This is a genomic window from Nonomuraea sp. NPDC003754 (assembly GCF_053605785.1).
In genome coordinates this window covers 161033-182202 of sequence record NZ_JBSGJX010000007.1, presented here as the reverse complement: position 1 = coordinate 182202, position 21170 = coordinate 161033, and the positions used below count along the sequence as shown (strand labels likewise).

At 71.6% G+C, this 21170-nt stretch carries 18 protein-coding genes; 11 read left to right on the top strand and 7 right to left on the bottom strand.

Annotated features, from left to right (window positions below; genetic code table 11):
- Positions 1–132: 132 nt before the first annotated feature.
- From ACWEVS_RS11680 to ACWEVS_RS11670, 3 genes are read right to left on the bottom strand one after another with little or no spacing between them, the layout of a single operon-like run.
- Positions 133–984 (bottom strand): carbohydrate ABC transporter permease, encoded by an 852-nt coding sequence (locus ACWEVS_RS11680; RefSeq protein WP_354906670.1) that lies wholly within the window; start codon positions 982–984, stop codon positions 133–135.
- Complete coding sequence (locus ACWEVS_RS11675) at positions 981–1997, bottom strand: carbohydrate ABC transporter permease (protein ID WP_452551218.1); 1017 nt, start codon at positions 1995–1997, stop codon at positions 981–983. The genes ACWEVS_RS11680 and ACWEVS_RS11675 overlap by 4 nt, the downstream gene beginning before the upstream one ends.
- Before the next feature lie 2 nt (positions 1998–1999).
- Positions 2000–3340, bottom strand: coding sequence for an extracellular solute-binding protein (locus ACWEVS_RS11670; RefSeq protein WP_354906668.1), 1341 nt, complete (start codon positions 3338–3340; stop codon positions 2000–2002).
- Positions 3341–3506: 166 nt separating this feature from the next.
- Between ACWEVS_RS11670 and ACWEVS_RS11665 the strand changes: the two genes are divergently transcribed.
- Together ACWEVS_RS11665 and ACWEVS_RS11660 are read left to right on the top strand one after the other, a co-directional pair.
- Entirely contained in the window at positions 3507–4667 is a 1161-nt protein-coding gene (locus ACWEVS_RS11665) for an ROK family transcriptional regulator (protein ID WP_354906667.1), read from the top strand.
- Positions 4668–4679: 12 nt separating this feature from the next.
- A complete protein-coding gene (locus ACWEVS_RS11660; protein ID WP_354906666.1) occupies positions 4680–5321 on the top strand; it encodes a M15 family metallopeptidase in 642 nt (213 codons plus the stop codon).
- A gap of 62 nt (positions 5322–5383) precedes the next feature.
- Here the strand turns inward: ACWEVS_RS11660 and ACWEVS_RS11655 are convergent, their stop codons facing one another.
- Positions 5384–5749, bottom strand: a complete 366-nt coding sequence (locus tag ACWEVS_RS11655) for a hypothetical protein (protein WP_452551216.1) — start codon at positions 5747–5749, stop codon at positions 5384–5386.
- 58 nt (positions 5750–5807) lie between these two features.
- Here ACWEVS_RS11655 and ACWEVS_RS11650 point away from each other — a divergent pair, with 58 nt between their 5' ends.
- Positions 5808–7304, top strand: coding sequence for an ATP-binding protein (locus ACWEVS_RS11650; protein WP_452551214.1), 1497 nt, complete (start codon positions 5808–5810; stop codon positions 7302–7304).
- The gene (locus tag ACWEVS_RS11645) at positions 7301–8485 is read left to right on the top strand and encodes a tetratricopeptide repeat protein (protein ID WP_452551212.1); all 1185 of its coding nucleotides are present in this window, start codon (positions 7301–7303) and stop codon (positions 8483–8485) included. Before ACWEVS_RS11650 ends, ACWEVS_RS11645 begins: the two co-directional genes overlap by 4 nt.
- Positions 8486–8627: 142 nt before the next feature.
- On the opposite strand, the gene ACWEVS_RS11640 is transcribed toward ACWEVS_RS11645, so the two are convergent.
- Entirely contained in the window at positions 8628–9530 is a 903-nt protein-coding gene (locus tag ACWEVS_RS11640) for an oxidoreductase (RefSeq protein ID WP_452412730.1), read from the bottom strand.
- Here ACWEVS_RS11640 and ACWEVS_RS11635 point away from each other — a divergent pair.
- Positions 9529–10416 (top strand): hypothetical protein, encoded by an 888-nt coding sequence (locus tag ACWEVS_RS11635; RefSeq protein WP_452551210.1) that lies wholly within the window; start codon positions 9529–9531, stop codon positions 10414–10416. The two genes, ACWEVS_RS11640 and ACWEVS_RS11635, sit on opposite strands and share 2 nt — an antisense overlap.
- A gap of 459 nt (positions 10417–10875) precedes the next feature.
- On the opposite strand, the gene ACWEVS_RS11630 is transcribed toward ACWEVS_RS11635, so the two are convergent.
- Positions 10876–15558, bottom strand: a complete 4683-nt coding sequence (locus tag ACWEVS_RS11630; protein WP_452551208.1) for an ATP-dependent helicase — start codon at positions 15556–15558, stop codon at positions 10876–10878.
- Between the two features lie 116 nt (positions 15559–15674).
- On the opposite strand from ACWEVS_RS11630, the gene ACWEVS_RS11625 reads away from it, so the two are divergent.
- The 5 genes from ACWEVS_RS11625 (at position 15675) to ACWEVS_RS11605 (ending at position 19008) form a co-directional block, all read left to right on the top strand.
- Positions 15675–16994 (top strand): pyridoxal phosphate-dependent decarboxylase family protein, encoded by a 1320-nt coding sequence (locus ACWEVS_RS11625; RefSeq protein ID WP_452551206.1) that lies wholly within the window; start codon positions 15675–15677, stop codon positions 16992–16994.
- Positions 16995–17036: 42 nt separating this feature from the next.
- Entirely contained in the window at positions 17037–17525 is a 489-nt protein-coding gene (locus ACWEVS_RS11620; RefSeq protein WP_354906648.1) for a VOC family protein, read from the top strand.
- A 243-nt stretch (positions 17526–17768) separates the two neighbouring features.
- Complete coding sequence (locus ACWEVS_RS11615; protein WP_354906647.1) at positions 17769–17963, top strand: DUF3046 domain-containing protein; 195 nt, start codon at positions 17769–17771, stop codon at positions 17961–17963.
- A 16-nt stretch (positions 17964–17979) separates the two neighbouring features.
- Positions 17980–18537, top strand: coding sequence for an AAA family ATPase (locus ACWEVS_RS11610; protein ID WP_449916825.1), 558 nt, complete (start codon positions 17980–17982; stop codon positions 18535–18537).
- A gap of 48 nt (positions 18538–18585) precedes the next feature.
- On the top strand, positions 18586–19008 hold the full coding sequence (locus ACWEVS_RS11605; protein WP_449916823.1) for a MarR family winged helix-turn-helix transcriptional regulator: 423 nt from the start codon (positions 18586–18588) through the stop codon (positions 19006–19008).
- A 177-nt stretch (positions 19009–19185) separates the two neighbouring features.
- Here ACWEVS_RS11605 and ACWEVS_RS11600 read toward each other — a convergent pair whose 3' ends face one another.
- Positions 19186–19476: a hypothetical protein gene (locus tag ACWEVS_RS11600; RefSeq protein ID WP_354906646.1), complete on the bottom strand. Its 291-nt coding sequence runs from the start codon at positions 19474–19476 to the stop codon at positions 19186–19188.
- Between the two features lie 226 nt (positions 19477–19702).
- Here ACWEVS_RS11600 and recA point away from each other — a divergent pair, with 226 nt between their 5' ends.
- Positions 19703–20800 (top strand): recombinase RecA, encoded by a 1098-nt coding sequence (gene recA, locus ACWEVS_RS11595; RefSeq protein ID WP_354906645.1) that lies wholly within the window; start codon positions 19703–19705, stop codon positions 20798–20800.
- Positions 20801–21170 lie beyond the last annotated feature (370 nt).

The window sequence follows — 21170 nt, the reverse complement described above, 5'->3', positions numbered from 1 at the left end:
TCTGACGGGCAGGGAGCCGGTACGGCCCGCACGTCCGCTGTCGGGGGCGCGAGCCGTACCCCCTGCCGGTGGGCAGGGTGAGGTACGGCGGCCGCGTGGGTGTGCGGCGCCGTACGAGCACCTGGGTTTCGGTCAGCCCTTCACGGCGCCGGCCACCAGGCCGGAGACCATGCGGCGCTGCACCAGAAGGAAGAAGATGACGACAGGGATCGTCATCAGCGTCGAACCGGCCATGATCGCGCCCCAGTCGACGCCCTTCTGCCCGAAGAAGAACTGGAGGGCGACGGGCATGGTGTAGCCCTCCGAGCCGGACATCAGGTAGAGCGCGAAGACCAGGTCGTTCCACGCGGTGATGAACGAGAAGATGCTCGTCGCCACCAGGCCGGGCGCCACCAGTGGGAACAGGACCTTCCAGAAGGTCGTGAACCGGCTGGCGCCGTCGATCCAGGCCGCCTCCTCGAGGGTCTTGGGCACGGCGGCGACGAAGGTCCGCAGCATCCAGATGCCGAAGGGCAGGGTGAGCGCCACCTGCGTGACGATCAGGCCGAGCAGCTGGTCGCCCAGGCCGACGCGCTTGACCATCATGTACAGCGGGATCAGCAGGCCCTCGGAGGGCAGCATCTGCACGATCAGCAGCACGATGAGGAAGGGCGCGCGCCCCTTGAACCTGAACCTGGCGATGGCCGTGGCCGACAGCAGCGCGAACGTCGAGCCGATCAGCACGGTGCCGAGCGCGACGATCGCGCTGTTGCGCATGTAGAGCCAGATCGAGTTGTTCGCCACGCCCTCGGTGAGCACCCGCGCGAAGTGGTCGAAGGTGAAGTGCGTGGGGAAGAGGATGAAGTCGGTGGTGAAGATCTGGTCGTTGGCCTTGAAGCCGGTGGAGACCATCCAGTACACGGGGAAGGTCGCGTAGAGGAAGACCAGGACCCCTGCTCCGTTGAGGAGGATCTTGCCGAGCCTCTTGCGGGCCAGCGGAGTCATGACATCTCCTCCTGCTTCACGATCTGACGGACGTACACCACCGTGATGATCAGCAGGATGATCGTCAGGATCACGGAGATGGCCGCGCCGCTGCCGAGCTTCTGCGGCGGCTTGAACGCCTCGGCCACGGCGTACATCGACAGGTTGAACGCCTCACGGTTGGTCGGGCCGTTCATCAGCACGTAGAGCTGGCTGAAGACCTTGAAGTCCCAGATGATCGACAGGATCGTCAGGACGGCGAAGACCGGCCTGAGCAGCGGCAGGGTGATCTTCCCGAAGGTCCGCCACGCGCCCGAGCCGTCCACCTTGGCCGCCTCGTAGAGCTCGGCGGGGATGCCCTTGAGGCCGGCGAGCACCGAGACCGCGATGAACGGGAAACCCGCCCACACCAGACAGAAGATCAGGACCACGTAGAGGGTGAACGCGTCGTTCAGCCAGGGCTCGCCGGTCCAATCGGCCCTGCCGAACAGCAGGGCGGACAGCCCGTCGGGCAGCAGGTTGAGCACCCAGTTGATGGCGCCCGCGTCGGCGTCGAACAGCCAGCGCCAGATGACGCCCTGCGCGACGGGCGGCACGGCCCACGCGAACATGCAGCCGATGACGACGAACAGCGACATCTTCTTGCCGAGCTTGTGCAGGAGCACCCCGACGGCGGTGCCCACGACGAGGGTGAGGGTCACCGTCACGGCCGCGAAGATGATGGTGTTGCGCAGCGCGGACCAGAAGATCTCGTTGTCCAGGACTCTCTGGAAGTTGTCCCAGCCGACCCATTCGGCCGGCCTGGTACCCCTGACCTGGGCCAGGCCCACCTTCTGGAAGGCCATGACGGTCAGCTGGACCATGGGGTAGAGCAGGAGTCCAGCGATCACCAGCAGGCCGGGCACGAGCAGGACGTACGGGACCGCCCAGGTGGGGAGCCCGCCGGCCCGGTTGGGGCGGTTGGGGCTCTTGCGGCGCCGACCCGGGGCGGGGGACTGGCCCCCGTCCCGGGCGATCGTAGACGTGTTCGCCATTACTACTGGTTCAGGATCTCTTCGAGTTCCTTGTTGGCGTCGGCCAGAGCCGCCGCCGCGTCCTTCTTGCCCTCGATGACCGACCTGGCCGCGTTCTGGAGCACGGCCTTGGTCTCGTTGGCCTCGGTCCAGTTGGGGTCGGCGGGGAAGGCCTTGGCCTTGGCGAAGGCGCGGGCGAACGGGCCCTGGGCCGGGTCCTCGTTCAGCTTGGCCAGCGAGTCGGGGTAGATCGGCAGCAGGCCCTGCTCCATGGCGTACCGGTCGGCCCAGGTCTTGCTGGTGGCCAGCTTGATGTACTCCTTGCCCAGGTCGGCCTGCTGGGTGCTGCCCCACAGCGCGATGTCGTTGCCGCCGAAGAAGGAGGGGGCCTCACCGCCGGACTTGGCGGGCAGCGGGAAGAAGGCGAGCTTGTCGCCCTTCAGCTTGCCCTTGCTGTCCTCCTGGATGCCGGGCAGGTCCCAACCGGCGGTCAGGTACATGCCGACCTTGTCGTTGGCGAAGCGCTTGCGGATGTCCACCGTGTTCTGGGTGAGGCGGGACTTGCCGGACAGGCCGTCCTGCACCAGGCCCGTGTAGGTCGCGAAGCCCTTGGCGAAGGCCGGGTCGGTCAGCTTGCCGACCCACTTGTCGCCCTCCTTGACCGCGTACTCGGCGCCCTCGGACCAGGCCAGCGCGCCCAGCAGGTGGTTGGCGTCGGAGCCGCCGTTGAAGGCGAAGCCGTCGATGTCCGCGCCCTTCTCCTTCTGGATCTTCTTGGCCGCGGCGACGAGCTCGTCCCAGCTCTTGGGGACCTCGATCTTGAGCTCCTTGAACCAGTCGGCGCGGTAGAGGACGGCGCGGGCGCCGGCGCCCCACGGCACGCCGTAGATCTCGTTGTCGATGGTCTCCAGGCCGAACAGGTTCTTCGGGATGGCTGCCTGGTCGCCGACCTGCGCGACGTCGGTGACCGGGGTCAGCGCGTCCTGGCTCTGCCACAGCGGGACCTGGTCGTTGCCGATCTCGGTGACGTCGGGGCCGCCCGAGCCGGTGGCGGCGGCGGCGAACTTGTCGTTCACCTGCGGCCACGGGATCCACTCGAGCTTCACGTCGGCGCCGGTCTGCTTCTTGAACTCGGCGTTCAGCTCTTCCATGTACTTGGCGGCGGCGGGGTTGCTGTCGCCCAGGCGCCAGACGCTGAGCGTCTTGCCCGCGTACTTGGGCCCGGCCTCGGAGGCGGCGGCGGAGGCGGAGCCGGAGGCGGCGGGCGCGGCGGACTGGGTGGGCTGGCCGGAGCCACAGGCTGCCAGGCCCAGCGCAAGCGCGGCGGTGGTCGCCGTGGCGGCCGTGATCTTCGCGATCTTCACTAGGGTTCTCCCTTCCCGGCTAACGCGTCGGGGGTTGCGCTCATGTCATGCCGTAGAGATCACCGAAGCCTTGATCGCCGGCCTCGGTTGACTGCTGCTAAACTAACAAGAAACTTTCTTAAAAAAAACGGGCGTTAGCGGATCGTGACGAGAGGAGGGGCCGTCCATGGCGCGGAACCCGGGAACCCCGCAGTTGTTGCGCAGGTTGAACGACCGCACGGCGCTGGAACTCCTTCTGTCGGAAGGCCCGCTCACCCGGGCTGAGCTGGGAGAACGCACGGGGCTTTCCAAGGTGACCGCGGGTCAGCTGTTGTCCCGCCTCGAGGAGAGAGGCCTGGTCGAGGTCGCGGGCCAGCGCGCCGGCGGCAGGGGGCCGCACGCCGCCCTCTATGCCGTGGTTCCCTCCAGCGCCTACGTCGCGGGGCTCGAAGTGCTGCCCGACAGCATCGCGGTGGGTGTGGCCGACATCACAGGTAAAGTCGTGGTCGAGGTCACCGTCGACCCGTGCGACGGCCGCGACCCGGTCAGGGCCGTCCACGGCGCCGTCCAGCGGGCCTGCGACTCCGCCCTGATCAGCCTGTCCCAGCTGCGCTCCTTCGTCATCGGCACCAGAGGCGTCGTCGACCCGCGCACCGGCGACGTGCGTTTCTCCTACGACCTGCCGTCCTGGCACGTCGGCGTGCTGGCCAGCCTGCGCGAACGGCTCGGCGCCTCCGTCACCATCGAGAACGACGTCAACCTGGTCGCCCTCGCCGAGCACCGCCACGGCGCCGCGGCCGGGCACGACGACTTCGCCGTGATCTGGGCAGGCGTCGGGCAGGGGCTCGGCGTCATGCTCGGCGGGCGGCTGCACCGGGGCATCACCGGGGGCGCTGGTGAGATCGGCTGGCTGCCGGTGCCGGGCGAGCCGCTGCCGGTCGACGTCTCCCACCCGCAGTCCGGCTCCTTCCAGCGCCTGGTCGGCAAGGAGGCGCTGGAGGGCCTCGCCCAGACGTACGGCATCGCGGGCGCCGGCGTCGCCGACCAGGTCCGCGCGGCGACCGCGCAGGGCCACGACGCCTACCTGCAGGAGGTCGCGGGACGGCTGGCGGTCGGCGTCGCCGCCGTCGCCGTCGTCCTCGACCCGGGCCTCATCGTGCTGAGCGGCGACCTCGGCAGGGCGGGCGGACCGGCGCTGGCCGAGCGGGTGGAGCAGGCCGTGGCCAAGGTCTGCCCGAGCCAGCCGCGCGTCGCCGCGACCGCGGTGGCCGGCAACCCGGTGCTGCGCGGCGCGCTGGTCGCCGCCCTCGAGCAGGCCCGCGAGCAGGTCTTCTCCGACACTGTGTGAGAATTCTCGACTATGCGCGACATCGTGTTGATCTCCGATCCCCGGGTGGCGGCCATTCCCGTGCAGGAGTGCGGCGAGCCGCTCGAGGACGTGCGGGGGAGGTTGCGGGTCGACTCACGCCTGGCGGACGCGGAGGGCGCCTACGCGCACCTGCGCGCGGGCCTGCTGGCCAGGCTGGAGAAGGCGCCGCTGCCTTCGGGGTACGAGTTGCTGGTCGTCGAGGGATACCGGCCGATCGAGACACAGCGGAGGTACTTCGAGGAGTACCGGGACCAACTGCTCACCGACTTCCCTGACATGTCGCCCGACGAGGCGCATGTGGCGGCGAGCCGGTACGTCTCGCCGGTGTCCGTCGCCCCCCACACGGCCGGGGCGGCGGTGGATCTGACGTTGTGCTCACCCGACGGGGAGGAGTACGACATGGGCACGGCCGTCAACGACAACCCCGAGCAGAGCGACGGGGCGTGCTACACGGGGGCGCCGAACATCTCCGCCGAGGCGCGCGGGAACAGGGAGATCCTGGTGGCGGCGCTGGAGGAGATCGGCCTGGTGAACTATCCGACCGAGTGGTGGCACTGGTCGTACGGGGACCGGTACTGGGCGATGGCGACGGGCGCCCCGCACGCGCTGTACGGGCCGACGAACCTGTCCTGAGCCCCGGGCTCCCCGGCGGGAGCCCGGACGGACGCGGGGCCGGGTCAGCGAGGTCAGCGGGGTCAGCGGACGGGACGCCAGCGCAACGGGTCACCGGGCCCCGCGGTGACCAGCAGCCCCGCGTGGGCGGTCAGCACCCGTCCGGGGACGGCCACGGCGTGCTCCGCCCACGCCGCCCCGGGAATCCGCGTCCGCAGCACCCCCGAGGCGTCCAGGGCGAACAGCCTGCCGTTCATCCCGGCCAGCGACACCGCCCCCGCCGACGACCCGTCGTCCTCCCAGGTGGCCGAGCCGAACGGCAGCCGCCACAGCGCCCCCGAGCCGGTCGCCACGTAGAAGGCGACTGCCGCCCGCGCTGTCGACGGGTGCCGCGAGGGCCTCCTTCTGCTCCGCGCCCGGCCGCTTTCCGGGCCGCCATGTCGCTCCATTTCGGTATGTTGCGTATTTGTGGTGGATTGATACTCCTGCGACAGAAGGGAATGGCTCGTGCCTGACGCAGGCCTCCAGGCGCTCCGTGAGGCGGCGCGTCTGTCACCCGACAACCTCCCGCTGCGCCAGCACCTGGCCGCCCAGCTGCTCGACAAGGGGTACCTCGCCGAGGCCGAAGCCGAATTCCGTGCCGCGCTCGTGCTCGCGCCCGGCAACCCGGACATCATCGCCGGACTGGCGGAGGCGTTCGTCAGGCAGAGCAACCACGGTCCCGCGCTGGCGGCGCTCGACCAGCTGCTCGCCGTACCCGGCTATCCCCCCAGGCTGGGGGTGCTGGCCGCGCGGGCGCTGCTCGGCGAGGGCGATGTGCCCGCGGCGGCCAGGCGCTACCACGAGGCGGTCTCCCGCGACCCGTCCGTCGGCGACCCCGAACTCGCCGCCAAGCTCGCTGTCCCCGCTGCGCCGGCCCCGTCATACCCGGCGCCGCAGCCGTACCAGCCGTACCAGGGGCACCCGTCGTACCCGGCGCCCGGCCAGGGCTACCAGCACCAGCAACCGGCCTACCAGCAGGCCCCCACCTACCAGCAGAGCCCGGCCTACCAGGAACAACCCCCTGCCTACCCACAGGGCCAGGGCTACCCGCTGGGCCAGGGCTACCAGCAGGCGCCGGAGACCAGTGCCGAGGTGGAGCGCTCCGCCACGTCCTTCGCGGACGTGGCCGGCATGGAGTCGGTCAAGGAGGCGCTGCGGATCAAGCTGCTGCTGCCGATCCAGCAGCCCGAGCTGTTCGCCGCGTACGGCAAGCGCGCCGGCGGGGGTGTCCTGCTGTACGGCCCGCCGGGAGCCGGCAAGACCCACCTGGCCAGGGCCGCCGCCGGAGAGCTCGGCGCCTCGTTCGTCAACGTGGGCCTGGCCGACATCCTCGACATGTACGTGGGGTCGAGCGAGCGCAACCTGCGCGCCACCTTCGACCTGGCCCGCCGTAACCGGCCGTGCGTGCTGTTCTTCGACGAGGTCGACGCGCTGGCGGCCCGCCGCTCCGACATGCGGCAGGCGCACGCGCGGCAGCTGGTCAACCAGTTCCTGGCGGAGCTGGACGGCGTGGACCAGCACGCCAACGAGGGTGTCCTGGTGCTGGCGGCGACGAACGCCCCCTGGTACGTGGACGTGGCCTTCCGCCGTCCGGGCCGGCTCGACCAGCCGGTGTTCGTGCCGCCGCCCGACGCGGCGGCACGGGCGGCCATCCTGCGCATCCTGTGCCGCGACAAGCCGCTGGCCGAGATGGACTTCGACGCGGTGGCGCGGGCGACCGAGCATTGCGTCGGCGCGGACCTGAAGGGTGTCGTCGACCGGGCGGTCGAGGCCAAGCTCCAGCAGTCGATCAGCGCGGGCCGGCCGCTGCCGCTGTCGACGCCCGACCTGCTGGCCGCCGCGGGGAGCGTGCGGCCGACGGCGGTCCGCGAGTGGATGGCGACCGCGCGCAACTACGTGATGCACGCCAACGACTCGGGCGCGTGGGACGAGCTGATGCCGTGGGTCAAGGGGAAGTGGTGACGGTCACCGGTTCGCTCGACCGGGCACGGACGCTGCTGGAGCTGCGCCGGCCCGCCGACGCCGAACGGGAGCTGCGCGGCGTGCTCGCGCGGGAGCCGCACGACACGACCGCGCACGCCTTCCTGGCGCTCGCGCTCATCCAGCAGGGCGGCGTGGCCGAGGCGGTGGCGGAGGCGCACGAGGCGGTACGGCTGGCGCCGGACCACTGGTTCCCCCATTACGTGGCCGGCCAGGTGCACCAGCGCGCCGGCCGTCCCGACGAGGCGTTCGCGGCGGTCAACGCGTCGCTGGCGCTGGAGCCGCAGCACGCGCCGACCTGGGAGCTGCTGGCCAGGACACATCTGCTGCGGGGCGAGTGGCAGGGGACGGCGGAGGCGGCGAGCCGGGGGATGGCGATCGACCCCGACGACGCCGACCTGGCCAGCCTGCTGGCCGTCGCGCTCACCATGCTCGGGCAGGCCGAACCGGCCAGGGCGGCGGCGGCGCGTGCCGTACAGCTGGATCCGGAGAGCGCCACCGCGCACCTCGCCTACGGCAGGATGGCGCTGGCCTTCAAGGATCCGGGGACGGCCGCCACCGCCTTCCGCGAGGTGCTGCGGCTCGACCCGGGCTTCGGCCAGGCGCGAGAGCTGCTGGTGCAGGCGTTGAAGGAGCGCAATCCGCTCTACCGGCTGCTCGCCGGGCTGCGAGGTAACTTCCGGGGCGGGCGGCTGGCGTTCCTGCTGCCCGCCGTGCCGCCGCTGATCGTGGTGTTCATCCTCATCGCGGTGCTGCACTGGGCGGCGTGGGTGGCCGAGTCGTGGACGACGCTGCGCCTGGCCCGCGCCAAGGCCACCAGCCTGCTGTTCGAGGGGGTCGAGGCACGGGTGGCGGTGGCCTGCTGCGGCCTGGTCGCGGCTGGTGCGGCGCTGCTCGCACTGGGGGTGGTGGCCGGCCTCGGCGCGGTGGGCACCGCGGGGGTGGCGGTCATGGCCCTGGCCACTCCCGTGCAGGAGGCCGTGCACACCGGCTCCGCCGCCGGCAGGGGGCTGCTGTACGGCTGGACGGCGCTGCTCGTCCTGGCCGTCGTCGCGGCGGTGGTGTTCGCCTCGGCGACGACGGCGTTGCTGGCCGTGTACGCGGCGCTGGCCACGATCTGGCTCGCGGCGGGCGTGCGGCGCGCGCTGCCCCACGGCGCCTGAGCCCGCTCCCGCGCCTGACCCCGCCGGAAGTGCGGCGCGCGCTGCCCTGCGACGCCTGAGCCCGCCCCCTCGTTGTGGCCGGCATGCCCGAGCTCGGGCCTGCCGCACACCACCGCAAGATCGCCCATGCGGGCGGTGTGCCCTACCCGTTCATCGCGAAGTGAACATCCGTCAACTCTTCCGAGATCTCCCACAACCTCGCCGCGGCCTTCCGGTCCTTCGACGCCGGCGAGGAGTCCACGATCGTGGGATAGCCCCACACCTCGAACGGACCGCCAGGCCCCACGAAGCTCCCACCGGGCAGGTCCGCCACCGTCGCCGCGAAGAGCAGCGGCAGCGCTCCCCGCCCCGCGCTCTGCGCGAAGACCGCGTTGGTGACCGTCTGGCCCAGCTCCATGAAGCGGTTGCCGGCCATGCGCGGACCCGCCGTCTGGAGGTTCGTCGACGCGTAACCCGGATGCGCCGCCACGCTGGTCAGGTGGCCGTTCGCGCGGCGCTGCAGCTCGTGGGCGAAAAGCAGGTTGGCCAGCTTCGACTGCCCGTACGCCAGCCACTTGTGGTAGCCCAGCTCGCCGTTGAGGTCGTCGAACCTCATGCGCGCCGCCACGTGCGCCAGGCTGCTGACCGTCACCACCCTGGCGCCGCGCAGCCGCGGCAGCAGCAGCCCGGTCAGCGCGAAGTGCCCGAGATGGTTGGTGCCGAACTGCATCTCGAAACCGTCGGCTGTCTTCCGGTACGGCAGCGCCATCACGCCCGCGTTGTTCACCAGGATGTCGACGCCGCTGGTGATGCCCGCCGCGAACTCCCGCACCGACGACAGGTCGGCCAGGTCCAGCCGCCGGACCTCGATCGAACCCCTGGGAGCGGCCCGGAGCATCCGTTTGCGCGCGCTCTCGCCCTTCGCCGTGTCCCTGCAGGCCAGCACGGTGGTGGCACCACGCCTCGCCAGCTCGCCCGCCGTGATCATGCCGAGGCCGCTGCTGGCACCCGTCACGATCGCCGTCTTACCCGACAGATCGGGAATCTCCGCCGCTGTCCACACCATGAAGATCACCGTAGCCGCTCCGCCGGAGAGAACAGGACCGGATCTCCGCGAACGGCGAGCCCCAGAGGCCGCCGCCTACCCGTCGACGAGCCTCGGGCCTTGCCGTCCGGTCGAGGCTCTTGCCCCGGTTGAGCGCCTGGTCGGGCGGGATCGGCGCCGCGCCCAGCTCGTCGAGGAGAAGCGGTCGCGTGACGCGACCGAGCCGGCGCCGCATGATGCGTTCATGGCGGAACTCTGGGACTTATGGATGCGCTGGCTCGACGGTCGGCAACTCACCGGGGTGACGCTGTGGGGCTGGCCCCTGTTCCTGTGGGGACGAGTGGGAAAAGCGTCACAGTTCCTCGCCGCGCTGACGGTCGTCCTCGATCTTGTGGGGCCGGAGGCGCTGCGTGGATTCGGCCGGCGCTTGACGGGGATCTCCTGGTCACGGGCGCGTCAGGTAGGCAGGTCGGTGCTGGCCGTCATCGTGGCGATCCTCGTCCTCAGCCTTCCCGTGGTGGGCCTTCTGGCTGTCTCGTTGGCGTTCATGGAACAACAGGGCCAGCCGGTACCGGATCTTCCCAGGGTGCCCGGTCACTGGCCGTTGATCGCCATGGGCCTGTTCCTCGCGCTGTGGGGAGCCGCCGCCCTGGCGTTCCAGGTGACAGGACGAGCCACCGGCTCGGAGGCGCTCGCGGCCGGATTCGTGCACGTCCCGGAAGCGTTCGCGTACGTGCTGACGGCCCTGTGCTTCTGGCTCCCGTGGGCGTTGATCTGTGGTTTGTGCGTGCCTCTCCTACGCGGGACCGCCTTCCTGCTGGACCGGGCTCGACCAGCTCATCCCGCGCGAGTGGTGGCCGCGGTGCTCTTCATCATCGGCTTCCATTTCGACTTCCTCGCCTCATGACCGCCGTCGCCCAGGAAGGGGAAGGGGCCGTACGCGCGTGCGGCGCCCGCCAAGCCCCCGTGCACAGTGGCTGCCGATCGATGGGAGCCGAAGTGACCGGTGGTTCCGGGGGCGCCGGTCAGGTACGGGGGCCGGCGGCCAGCCGGGGTGGCCGTTGATCGGGACGGCACGCTGCGGAACGCCGGTCCGGAGGTGTTCACGTGTAGGGCGGTCACCCGAACCCCAGCGGCCGACGGACGGCTCCTCCGGGGGTCGGTGGACGGCACCTTCGGCGGCTGATGGGCGGCTCCTCTGGTGGCTGGTGGGCCGCTCTTCCGGTGGTCGATGGGCGGCACCTTCGGCAGTTGGTGGGCGGCTCCTCTGGTGGCTGGTGGGCCGCTCTTCCGGTGGTCGATGGGCGGCACCTTCGGTAGCCGGTGGGCCGCTCCTCCGGTGGCTGGTGGGCGGTTCCTCCGGGGGTCAGGCGCGGAGGCGGAGGCCGCGGGGGGTGGGGTGAAAGCCCGCCGCCTCCAGGGCCGCCGCCAGCGGCGAATCGTTGATCGACTCGCCGTCGGCCCGCTCCACCGTGAGCTTGCCCAGCGCCCCGTCCCGTACGGCCAGCGCCAACGCGTCGACCGCGGGCTGCAGCCGCCCGTCGTCGGCGAACGACAGCAGCGTCTTGCCGCCCCGCTCGACGTACAGCACCAGGTGCCCGTCGACGAGCACCACCAGCGCGCCCGCCTTGCGACCCGGCTTGTGCCCGACGTCACCAGGACGCGCGGGCCAGGGGAGCGCCGCGCCGTACGGGTTGGCGGGGTCGGCCGCCGCCAGCACCACCGCGCGCTGTCCCGCCTCCGCGCCGCGCCGGCCGGAGGCGCCATCCGAGAGCCCGGTCCCGCCCGAGAAGCCACCAGAGGCGTCACCGGCGACACGGCCGGATGAGTCAGGCGCCAGGGCGCGCATCCGGTCGACCGCCCCCGGCAGGGCGAACTGCGCCCCGCCGAGCCCTTCGACGAAGTAACCCCGACGGCAGCGCCCGCTCTCCTCGAACGCCCGCAACACCTGGTACACCGCCGCGAACCCGCCGGGCAGCCGTTCGGCCATCACCGCACCGCGCGTGACCACGCCGTGGCGTTCGAGCAGGGCCTCCGCCTGCGCGTGCGCCCGCTGCGTGGCGTCCGGCGACGGCGAGGGCAGCAGCCACCACCTGCCGCCCACCAGCGGCGATCCGCTCCTCGACGGCAGCACCGCCCGCCGCCGCCGGGTGGTCGCGGGCCGGTGGGCGGGCCGTCCCGAGCCGAGAGTCGCCCTGAGCGGAGCCAGCGTGTCACCGGACACCCGGCCGGACCAGACCAGGTCCCACAGCGCGGTGGTGAGCGCGAGGTCGTCGAGCGAGCCCACGCGATCGGACAGCCCGCGGAAGAACAGCGCCCCGCCGCCGTCGAGCACCTCGAGCACCTTCTCGTGCAACGGCGTCATGGTGATCTCGGCAGGCGGGGGCAGCAGCAGCGGGGCGGTGTCGGCGAAGTAGAGCGACACCCAGCCGTCGCCGCCCGGCAGCGCCCCCTGCCCGGTCCAGATCACCTCGCCCGAGGAGGTGAGCTCGTCGAGCAGCGCGGGATGGTAGCCGGGCACCCGCGAGGGCAGCACCAGTGTCTCCAGCGAGGAGGCGGGCACCGCCGCGCCCTGGAGCTGCTCGATCGCGTTGACCAGGGAGTCCATCGATCTGGCCGCGCCGATGGCGCCGCCCGCGGCCCGCCCCGCGGGACGGCCGGAGACGCCGTGCCAGCTCGGCGCGAACAGCGCGAGCGTCTCCGGCGGCACCGGTTCGACCTCCTTGCGCAGCCGCGCCAGGGACCTGCGCCTGAGCATCCGCAGCACGCCGGCGTCGCACCACTCCTCGCCGCGTCCGCCCGGCCGGAACTCGCCGCTCACCACCCGCCCCTGGGCCGCCAGCCTGCGCAGCGCGTCGCTGATCACCGCGACGCCGAGCCCGAACCTGGCCGCCGCCGCCCCGGCGTGGAACGGCGTGCGGGTGCGCGCGTGCCTGGCCACGAGGTCGCCGAGCGGGTCGGCGACCGGCTCGAGGAAGGCGTGCGGCACGCCCACCGGCAGGGGCGCGCCCAGCGCATCGCGCAGCCTGGCGGCGTCCTCGATCGCCGCCCACTGCTCCTCGCCGGCGATCCGGACGCTGATCGCCCGCCGTCCGCGTTCGAGCTCGGCCAGCCACGCCGGGTCGCCGCCGCGCACGCTCACGTCGGCCGCCAGCAGCGGACCGTGTGAACGCAGCAGGTCGGCGAGGTCCTCGGCGTCGCGCAGCGGCCTGTCGAGCCTGGCCAGCTCCCGCTCGGCGTCGGCGATCACGTCGGGGTCGAGCAGCTCGCGCAGGTCGGCCTGGCCGAGCAGTTCGGCCAGCAGCGTGGTGTCGAGCGCGAGGGCCTGCGCCCTCCGCTCGGCCAGCGGCGCGTCGCCCTCGTACATGAACGCGCCGATGTAGTGGAACAGCAACGAGGCCGCGAACGGCGAGGCCTGCGAGGTCTCCACCTCCACCACCCGCACCCGCCGTGCCGCGATGTCGCGCATGAGCTGGACCAGCCCCGGCACGTCGAAGACGTCCTGCAGGCACTCCCGCATCGTCTCCAGCACCACGGGGAAGCTCGCGTACTGCGCGGCCACCCCCAGCAGGTGGGCGGCCCGCTGGCGCTGCTGCCACAGCGGGGTGCGCTTTCCCGGTGTGCGCCGGGGCAGCAGCAGCGACCGCCCCGCGCACTCCCTGAACCGGGAGGCGAACAGCGCCGAGCCGCCCAGCTCCTCGGTGACGATCTGCTCGATCTCGTCGGCGTCGAAGGCGGCCACGTCGCTCGGCGGTTCGGCGAGCGTGTCGGGGATGCGCAGCACGATGCCGTCGTCGGAGTGGACGGCCTGCACGTCGACGCCGTAGCGCTCGCGCAGCCGCCGGTTGACGGCCAGCGCCCAGGGGGCGTGGACGCGCGCGCCGTACGGGGAGTGGATCACCACGCGCCAGTCGCCCAGCTCGTCGTGGAAGCGCTCGACCAGCAGCGTGCGGTCGTCGGGCACGTATCCCGTCGCCTCGCGCTGTTCCCGCAGGTAGGCCAGCAGGTTGCCCGCCGCCCACTCGTCGAGGCCCGCCGCCCGCATCCGCTCGGCCAGGCCGTCGTTCAGCGCGTCGGCCGCGCCGCTCGTGCCTGCCGTACCGGAGGAAGGACCGAGGCTGGAGTTCAGCTCCCGCAGGAACGCCCCGATGGCCCTGCCCAGCTCGGCCGGACGCCCGGGGGCGTCGCCGTGCCAGAACGGCAGCTTGCCCGGCTGGCCGGGCGCCGGTGAGACCAGCACCCTGTCGGCCGTGATGTCCTCGATCCGCCACGAGGTCGCGCCCAGCACGAACACGTCACCGGCCCGCGACTCGTAGACCATCTCCTCGTCGAGCTCGCCGACCCTGGAGCCCTTCTCGCCGACCAGGAACACCCCGAACAGCCCGCGGTCGGGGATGGTGCCGCCGTTGGTCACCGCGAGCCGCTGCGCGCCGGGGCGGCCCTGCAGCACGCCGGTCACCCTGTCCCACACCAGCCGTGGACGCAGCTCGGCGAACTCCTCGCTCGGGTAGCGGCCCGCGAGCATGTCGAGCGTCGCCTCCAGCGCGCTCCGCGGCAGCGTGGAGTACGGCGCGGCCCGCTTGACCACCTCCTCGAGCTCGTCGACGGTCCAGTCGTCGAGCGCGGTCATCGCCACGATCTGCTGGGCCAGCACGTCGAGCGGGTTGCGCGGGTAGCGCAGCTCCTCGATCTGGCCGCTGCGCATCCGTTCGGCCACGACGGCCGTCTGGATCAGGTCGCCGCGGTACTTGGGGAAGATCACGCCCTTGGAGACCGCGCCCACCTGGTGGCCCGCCCTGCCGATCCGCTGCAGGCCGCTGGCCACGCTGGGCGGTGCCTCGACGCAGGCCACCAGGTCGACCGCGCCCATGTCGATGCCGAGTTCCAGGCTGGAGGTGGCGACCACCGCGGGCAGCCGGCCCGACTTGAGCGCCTCCTCGATCTGCGAGCGTTCCTCCTTGGACACCGACCCGTGGTGGGCCCGCACGATCTCGGGCACCGCGCCCTTGCTCGCGCCTGCCTGGGCCATCATCTCCGCAGGCGCCGGCAGGGCCGCCGGCGCGGCGGGCGGCTCGGGCCCGCTCTCCCAGATCGACAGGTCGATCACGTCGTCGCCGCCCCGCTCCCGCTCGTAGGCCAGCTCGTTGAGCCGCGTGCACAGGCGCTCGGCCAGCCGCCGGGAGTTGGCGAAGACGATCGTCGAGCTGTGGGCCTCGATCAGGTCGAACAGGCGATCCTCCACGTGCGGCCAGATCGACCTGCGCGCGGGCTCCTGCACGAACGCGTCGGGGTCGGACACCGGCCGCGCGTCGAGCTCGGTCATGTCCTCGATCGGGACGACGACCTCCACCTCGATGCGCTTGTCCGAGGGCGGCTGCACCACGGCCGCGGGGCGGGCACCGCCGAGGAAGGCGGCCACCTCGCTGACCGGCCGCACGGTGGCCGACAGCCCGACGCGCTGGGCGGGCCGTTCGAGGAGGGAGTCGAGCCGCTCCAGGCTGAGCGCCAGGTGCGCGCCGCGCTTGGTGGCCGCGACCGCGTGCACCTCGTCGACGATCACCGTCTCGACGCCCCGCAGCGCCTCTCGGGCCTGGCTGGTGAGCAGCAGGAACAGCGACTCGGGCGTGGTGATGAGGATGTCGGACGGCTTGGCGGCGAACCGTCTGCGGTCCTCCGCCGAGGTGTCGCCCGAGCGGATCGCCACCGAGATCTCGGGTACGGCCAGGCCCAGGCGCCGCGCCGTCTGCCGCAGCCCGGCGAGCGGCGCCCGCAGGTTGCGCTCCACGTCGACGGCCAGCGCCTTGAGCGGCGACACGTAGAGCACCCTGCATGTCCGCTTGCCCTCCTGGGCCGGCGGCCGGGCGGCGAGCCTGTCGAGCGACCAGAGGAAGGCCGCCAGCGTCTTGCCGGACCCGGTGGGCGCGACGACCAGCGTGTTGTCGCCGCGCGCGATGGACTCCCACGCCCCCAGCTGGGCAGGCGTGGGAGCCGCGAAGGCCCCGGTGAACCATTCGCGGGTCACCCTGCTGAAGTGGTCGAGGAAGCTCACTCCACCATGGTGCCTTCCGGCACCGACAAAACGAGCCGGGCCGTACCGGCCAACCGGTTTGGTAGATCTTCGTCTGCTATTTCCCTTTTTTTCGGTTTTATCCCCATACTGCATGCGTGCATAGCTACGACGAGCGCCTCACCACCCTGGTCTTCGACTACATGAGGCAGCGCCTCGCCCGCGACCCGGTTCCCCTGGACCACCCGGGTGAGAAGGACAAGCTGGACGCCGCGCTCGCCGGGCTGATCACCAAGGAGGGCGCCGACCCCGCCAAGGTGCTGGACGTCTACGACCAGCAGCTCTCCCGCGCGGTCATCTCCGCGGACAGCACCCGGTTCCTGTCCTTCATCCCCGCCGCCCCCACGAAGGCGGCGCTGCTGTTCGACATGGTGGTCTCCTGCGCCTCGCTGCAGGGCATCAGCTGGCTGGAGGCCTCCGGCGCCATCGCGGCGGAGAACCAGGTCCTGCGGTTGATCGCCGACTACGCGGGCCTGCCCGGCACGGCGGGCGGCTGCTTCGTCTCCGGCGGCAGCGCCGCCAACCTGTCGGCCCTCGTCGTGGCCAGGGACACGGCCGGCGTGCCGAACGCGAAGATCGCCGTGAGCGACCAGGCCCACTCCTCGATCGCCAACACGCTGCGTATCATCGGCGTCGAGGCGCTCGTCGTGCCCTCCGAGGACCACCGCCTCACGGGCACGTCCCTGCGGAAGGCGCTCGAAGGCCAGGAGAACGTCATCGGCGTGGTCGCCACCGCCGGCACCACGAACGCGGGCATCGTCGACGACCTCAAGGGCGTCGCGGAGGTGGCCCGCGAGCGCGGGCTGTGGTTCCACGTCGACGGCGCGTACGGCGGCGCCGGGCTGTTCGCCCCTTCCGTCCGGCACCGCTACGAGGGCATCGAGCACGCCGACTCGTTCGTCGTCGATCCGCACAAGTGGCTGTTCGCCCCGTTCGACTGCGCCGCGCTCATCTACCGCAACCCCAACCTGGCGCGTGCCGTACACACGCAGGACGCCTCCTACCTGGACGTCCTGCACACCGACGGCGGCGAGTGGAACCCCACGGACTACGCCTACCACCTGACCAGGCGCGCCCGCGGGCTGCCGCTGTGGTTCTCGCTCGCGGTCAACGGGACCGACGCCTACACCGAGGCCGTCGAGCGCGGGCTCGCCCTGGCGAGGGAGACCGCCGAGCTGATCAGGGAGAGCGACCACCTGGAGCTCATCCGCGAGCCCGAGTTGTCCGCCGTGCTCTTCCGGCGTCCGGGATGGACCGCCCAGGACTACTACACGTGGTCAGAACGGCTGCTGGCCGGGCAGATCGGATTCGTCACCCCCACCGGCTGGGAGGGCGAGACCGTCGCGCGTTTCGCTTTCCTGCACCCCGGCACCACGATGGAGATCGTGAAGGAGATTGTGGCCACGATGCGCGATTGAGGCGCCGATCCCGGGGACATAGAGCGGGAGAGGTGAAGCGACGTGACCATCGATTACGCAGCCATCGAGGCTGATCGCGAGCGTATCAAGCGGCAGTACCTCCTCCCGCACCGTCCATCGAGCAGCGCGCGCGGTCTGCACCACTTCGCACTGCTGTCCTCCGACGTGGAGCGGACGGTCCGGTTCTACCAGGAGCTCCTGGAGTTCCCCCTCACGGAGATCTTCGAGAACCGTGACTACAAGGGTTCCAACCACTTCTTCTTCGACATCGGCAACGGCAATTTGCTGGCGTTCTTCGACTTCCCCGGGCTCGACCTGGGGCCGTACCAGGAGGTCCTGGGCGGGCTGCACCACATCGCGATCTCCGTGGACCCCGCGACGTGGGAACGGTTGCGCGGCAAGCTGGAGATGGCCGGCGTGCCGCACCAGATCGAGAGCGGCGCCTCCATCTATTTCAGGGACCCCGACGGCGCCCGACTGGAGCTGCTCGCCGACCATCTGGGGGAGATGTACGGCTCGCGCGTGCTGTAGCCGCTACCTTCGTGACGCCCTGCGGGTGCGCGGCGCACCCTCACGGGGTTCGGCCCTCAGACCGGCGTGCCGCTCGGCGCGCTCGGCCTTCTCCTTCTGTACGGCGAGCCGCTGCTGCAGGAGCAGGGCGCGGCGTCGCTCCCGATGTGACCTGGAATCGATTGACGGCTTGGGAGCCGCTTTGGAGGATTTCGCCATACGGTCTGTCCTACCCAGTGCGGGGCGGGTTCCATACTGGGGAGCATGCGTCTGACCGAGTTCTGGAGAAGGATGCGGGCCCACTTCGGCGACGTCTACGCCGAGTCGTGGGCCAGGGACTACGTGCTCGCCCCGCTGGGCGGGCGCACGGTCGAGCAGGCACTGGCCCAGGGCGAGAGCGCCAAGGACGTCTGGCGCGCGGTGTGCCAGGTGGAGAACGTCGACGGCAAGCTGCGCTGACCGCCGGGGAGGAACGGTGCACACCTGCTCGTGCTGCACGGCGGGGCCGCGGCTCGTGGTCTTCACCGGAGGCCCCGGATCGGGCAAGAGCACCCTGATCGACCGCCTGGGCCTGTCCGGCTCGCGGGAGGCGGGGCGGGCGATCATCCAGGACCAGGTGGCCATCGGCGGCCAGGCGCTGCCGTGGAAGGACGTCGACCTGTTCGCCGAGCTGATGCTGAGCTGGGAACTACGCTCCTACCGTCTCGCCGAGGCCATGGACGGCACCGTCGCCTTCGACAGGGGAGTGGTCGACGTCGTGGGCTACCTGCGCCTCGAAGGGCGTCCCGTGCCCGCCCACGTCGACGCCGCGGCCAGGCGCTTCCGCTACCACCGCACGGTCTTCGTCGCGCCGCCGTGGCCGGAGATCTACGAGAACGACGCCGAGCGGAAGCAGACGCCCGACGAGGCCGAGCGGACCTACGCCTCCGTGTCCTCGGCCTACCTCGACTACGGCTACGAACTGGTGGAACTGCCGCGCGCTCCCGTTGCGGAACGGGCCGCCTTCGTGCTCGGGCACCTCGGACGCGCCTGAGTTCGTCGCCTGTCCATAAAGTGGGCGCCGACACCGTAGGAGGAACCGATGGCGACGCTCGACCAGGACGTCTGGGCCGGGGTGGTACGGCTGCACGCCAGGGTGGAGCACGCACTCGCCACCGCGTTGCAGCGGCACGGCCTCGGCCTGTCGGAGTATCGAGCGCTGTGCCACCTGTCCGCGGCCGCCGACGGCGAGCTGCGCATGCAGGAGCTGGCCGACCTGCTCGGGCTCAACCAGAGCTCGGTCACCCGCCTGGTGGGACGGCTCGAGGCGTCCGGGCTGACCCGCCGCGACCTGTGCGCCAAGGATCGGCGAGGCGTCTACACGGTGATCACCGAGGCGGGCAGGGAACGCAGGAACGGGGCGAGAGCGGCCTACGAGGAGACGCTCACGGGAGCGCTCGACCGGGCCGCGGCCGACGGCCTGGCGAACACCGTGGCGGGCCTGCGGGCGTCGTTCGTCGGGTGACAGGCGCGTGCGGTGTCCGCAGAGCGGCTCCCGCGTGCCGTAGCGGCGGGGGTCGTTCGGCTGGGTCGTTCGGCTGGGTCGCGCGGGCCGTAGAGGTCCGGGTCGCTCGGCGGGGTCCGCGTGTGCCGTACCGATCGGGGGCGCTTCTCCGGCTCGCGCTTGCCGTACCGGTCCGGGTCACTCGTCGGTCAGGCAGGTGTGGAGCGCCTCCGCCGTACCGGCGGGATCGTCGGCGTGGCCCTGGCCGCCCGGCGACCACAGGAAGACCCACGCGGCGGCGGACGGGGTCGCGAAGATGATGGTCTGGCGGCCCGTGCGCGGATGCCACACCCACAGCACCGGGTCGTCGCCGCCGATCATGCGCCCCACGAGCCCACAGCCGGGGAGCAACGCCGCGAGCGCCTCCAGGTGGGTGCGCCGCTGCCCGGTGTACGTGCTCGTCACGTCGCCGCCTCTCGACCTTTCCAACAGGATCTCCCCAGGTCAGCGGCCATGGCAACCGGCCCGGCGGATTGTCAGGGAATGTCGGCCGGGCACGGCGGGTGGTCGGCGTGTTCGAGGCGCGATCGAACAGCCGTTCGGCTACCATGAGAAGCGCCGGCCACGGTGCCTCGCGCGTCCGGCGGAAAATTGTCGGTCCCACCGCGTAGCTTTCACTCGACCGACCACACCACGACCCTCCCGGGGAGTTCCCATGGCTATCAACGACCGCGAGAAGGCCCTTGAGACTGCCCTCGCACAGATCGAGCGGCAGTTCGGCAAGGGCTCCGTCATGCGCCTCGGCGATGACGCCAGGGCTCCCATCGAGGTTGTCCCGACCGGTTCGATCGCGCTCGACGTCGCGCTCGGCATCGGTGGTTTCCCCCGCGGCCGCATCATCGAGGTCTACGGTCCCGAGTCCAGCGGTAAGACCACGGTGGCGCTGCACGCGGTGGCCAACGCCCAGCGGGCCGGCGGCATCGCCGCGTTCATCGACGCCGAGCACGCCCTCGACCCCGAATACGCCAAGAAGCTCGGCGTCGACACCGACGCGCTGCTCGTCTCCCAGCCCGACACGGGTGAGCAGGCGCTGGAGATCGCCGACATGCTGATCCGCTCGGGCGCCGTCGACATCATCGTCATCGACTCGGTCGCCGCCCTGGTGCCCAAGGCCGAGATCGAGGGCGAGATGGGCGACAGCCACGTCGGTCTCCAGGCCCGTCTGATGTCCCAGGCGCTGCGCAAGGTCGCGGGCGCGCTCAACAGCACCGGCACCACCGCCATCTTCATCAACCAGCTGCGCGAGAAGATCGGTGTCATGTTCGGCTCGCCCGAGACCACGACCGGTGGTAAGGCGCTGAAGTTCTACGCCTCGGTCCGCCTCGACATCCGGCGCATCGAGACGCTCAAGGACGGCACGGAGGCGGTCGGCAACCGCACCCGCGTCAAGGTCGTCAAGAACAAGATGGCGCCGCCCTTCCGCGTCGCCGACTTCGACATCCTGTACGGCGTGGGCATCTCCCGTGAGGGCGGCCTCATCGACATGGGTGTGGAGCACGGCTTCGTCCGCAAGTCCGGCGCCTGGTACACCTACGAGGGCGACCAGCTCGGCCAGGGCAAGGAGAACGCGCGTAACTTCCTGCGCAACCACCCCGACGTGGCCAACGAGATCGAGAAGAAGATCAAGGAGAAGCTGGGCGTGGGCCCGCGCGTCGACGCGCCCGCCGAGGCCGCCGCTCCCGCCGCCCCTCCGGCTCCCGCCTCCTCGGGCCGCGGCTCCAAGGCTTCCGCGCCCAAGCCTGGTGACGTCTGATCCGGGCTGAGCCATGAGCACGTCGTCGGACCCTGACCAGCGGCCCTCCGGCTCCACGCCGGAGCCGCCCGCCTCCGCGACCCTCCAGCGGCCGGGCCAGGGTCCTGACGCGCGCACTCCCTCGGAGGTGGCGGGTTCTCCCACGACCGCCTCCGAACTGCGCGGCGGCTCAGCCACCCCTCCCACGTCTTCCGGCGACCGCGATGCCGTCACCCCCGCCCACGGTGAGCCCTCGACCGACGACGGCACCTTCGCCGGTGACCCTCACGATTGCGCACACCACCCCCTGGCCAGTAGCGACCATGACGGCCGCGACACCGGTGACCGACCCCGCGACCGCTGGGGCCTCGATGACCGCGGACCGGACGGC

Coding starts and splice junctions, on each gene's coding strand:
- ACWEVS_RS11680 (WP_354906670.1), bottom strand. CDS start 984: ATGACTCCGCTGGCCCGCAAGAGGCTCGGCAAGATCCTCCTCAACGGA.
- ACWEVS_RS11675 (WP_452551218.1), bottom strand. CDS start 1,997: ATGGCGAACACGTCTACGATCGCCCGGGACGGGGGCCAGTCCCCCGCC.
- ACWEVS_RS11665 (WP_354906667.1), top strand. CDS start 3,507: ATGGCGCGGAACCCGGGAACCCCGCAGTTGTTGCGCAGGTTGAACGAC.
- ACWEVS_RS11660 (WP_354906666.1), top strand. CDS start 4,680: ATGCGCGACATCGTGTTGATCTCCGATCCCCGGGTGGCGGCCATTCCC.
- ACWEVS_RS11655 (WP_452551216.1), bottom strand. CDS start 5,749: ATGGAGCGACATGGCGGCCCGGAAAGCGGCCGGGCGCGGAGCAGAAGG.
- ACWEVS_RS11635 (WP_452551210.1), top strand. CDS start 9,529: ATGAAGATCACCGTAGCCGCTCCGCCGGAGAGAACAGGACCGGATCTC.
- ACWEVS_RS11640 (WP_452412730.1), bottom strand. CDS start 9,530: ATGGTGTGGACAGCGGCGGAGATTCCCGATCTGTCGGGTAAGACGGCG.
- ACWEVS_RS11615 (WP_354906647.1), top strand. CDS start 17,769: ATGCGTCTGACCGAGTTCTGGAGAAGGATGCGGGCCCACTTCGGCGAC.
- ACWEVS_RS11605 (WP_449916823.1), top strand. CDS start 18,586: ATGGCGACGCTCGACCAGGACGTCTGGGCCGGGGTGGTACGGCTGCAC.
- recA (WP_354906645.1), top strand. CDS start 19,703: ATGGCTATCAACGACCGCGAGAAGGCCCTTGAGACTGCCCTCGCACAG.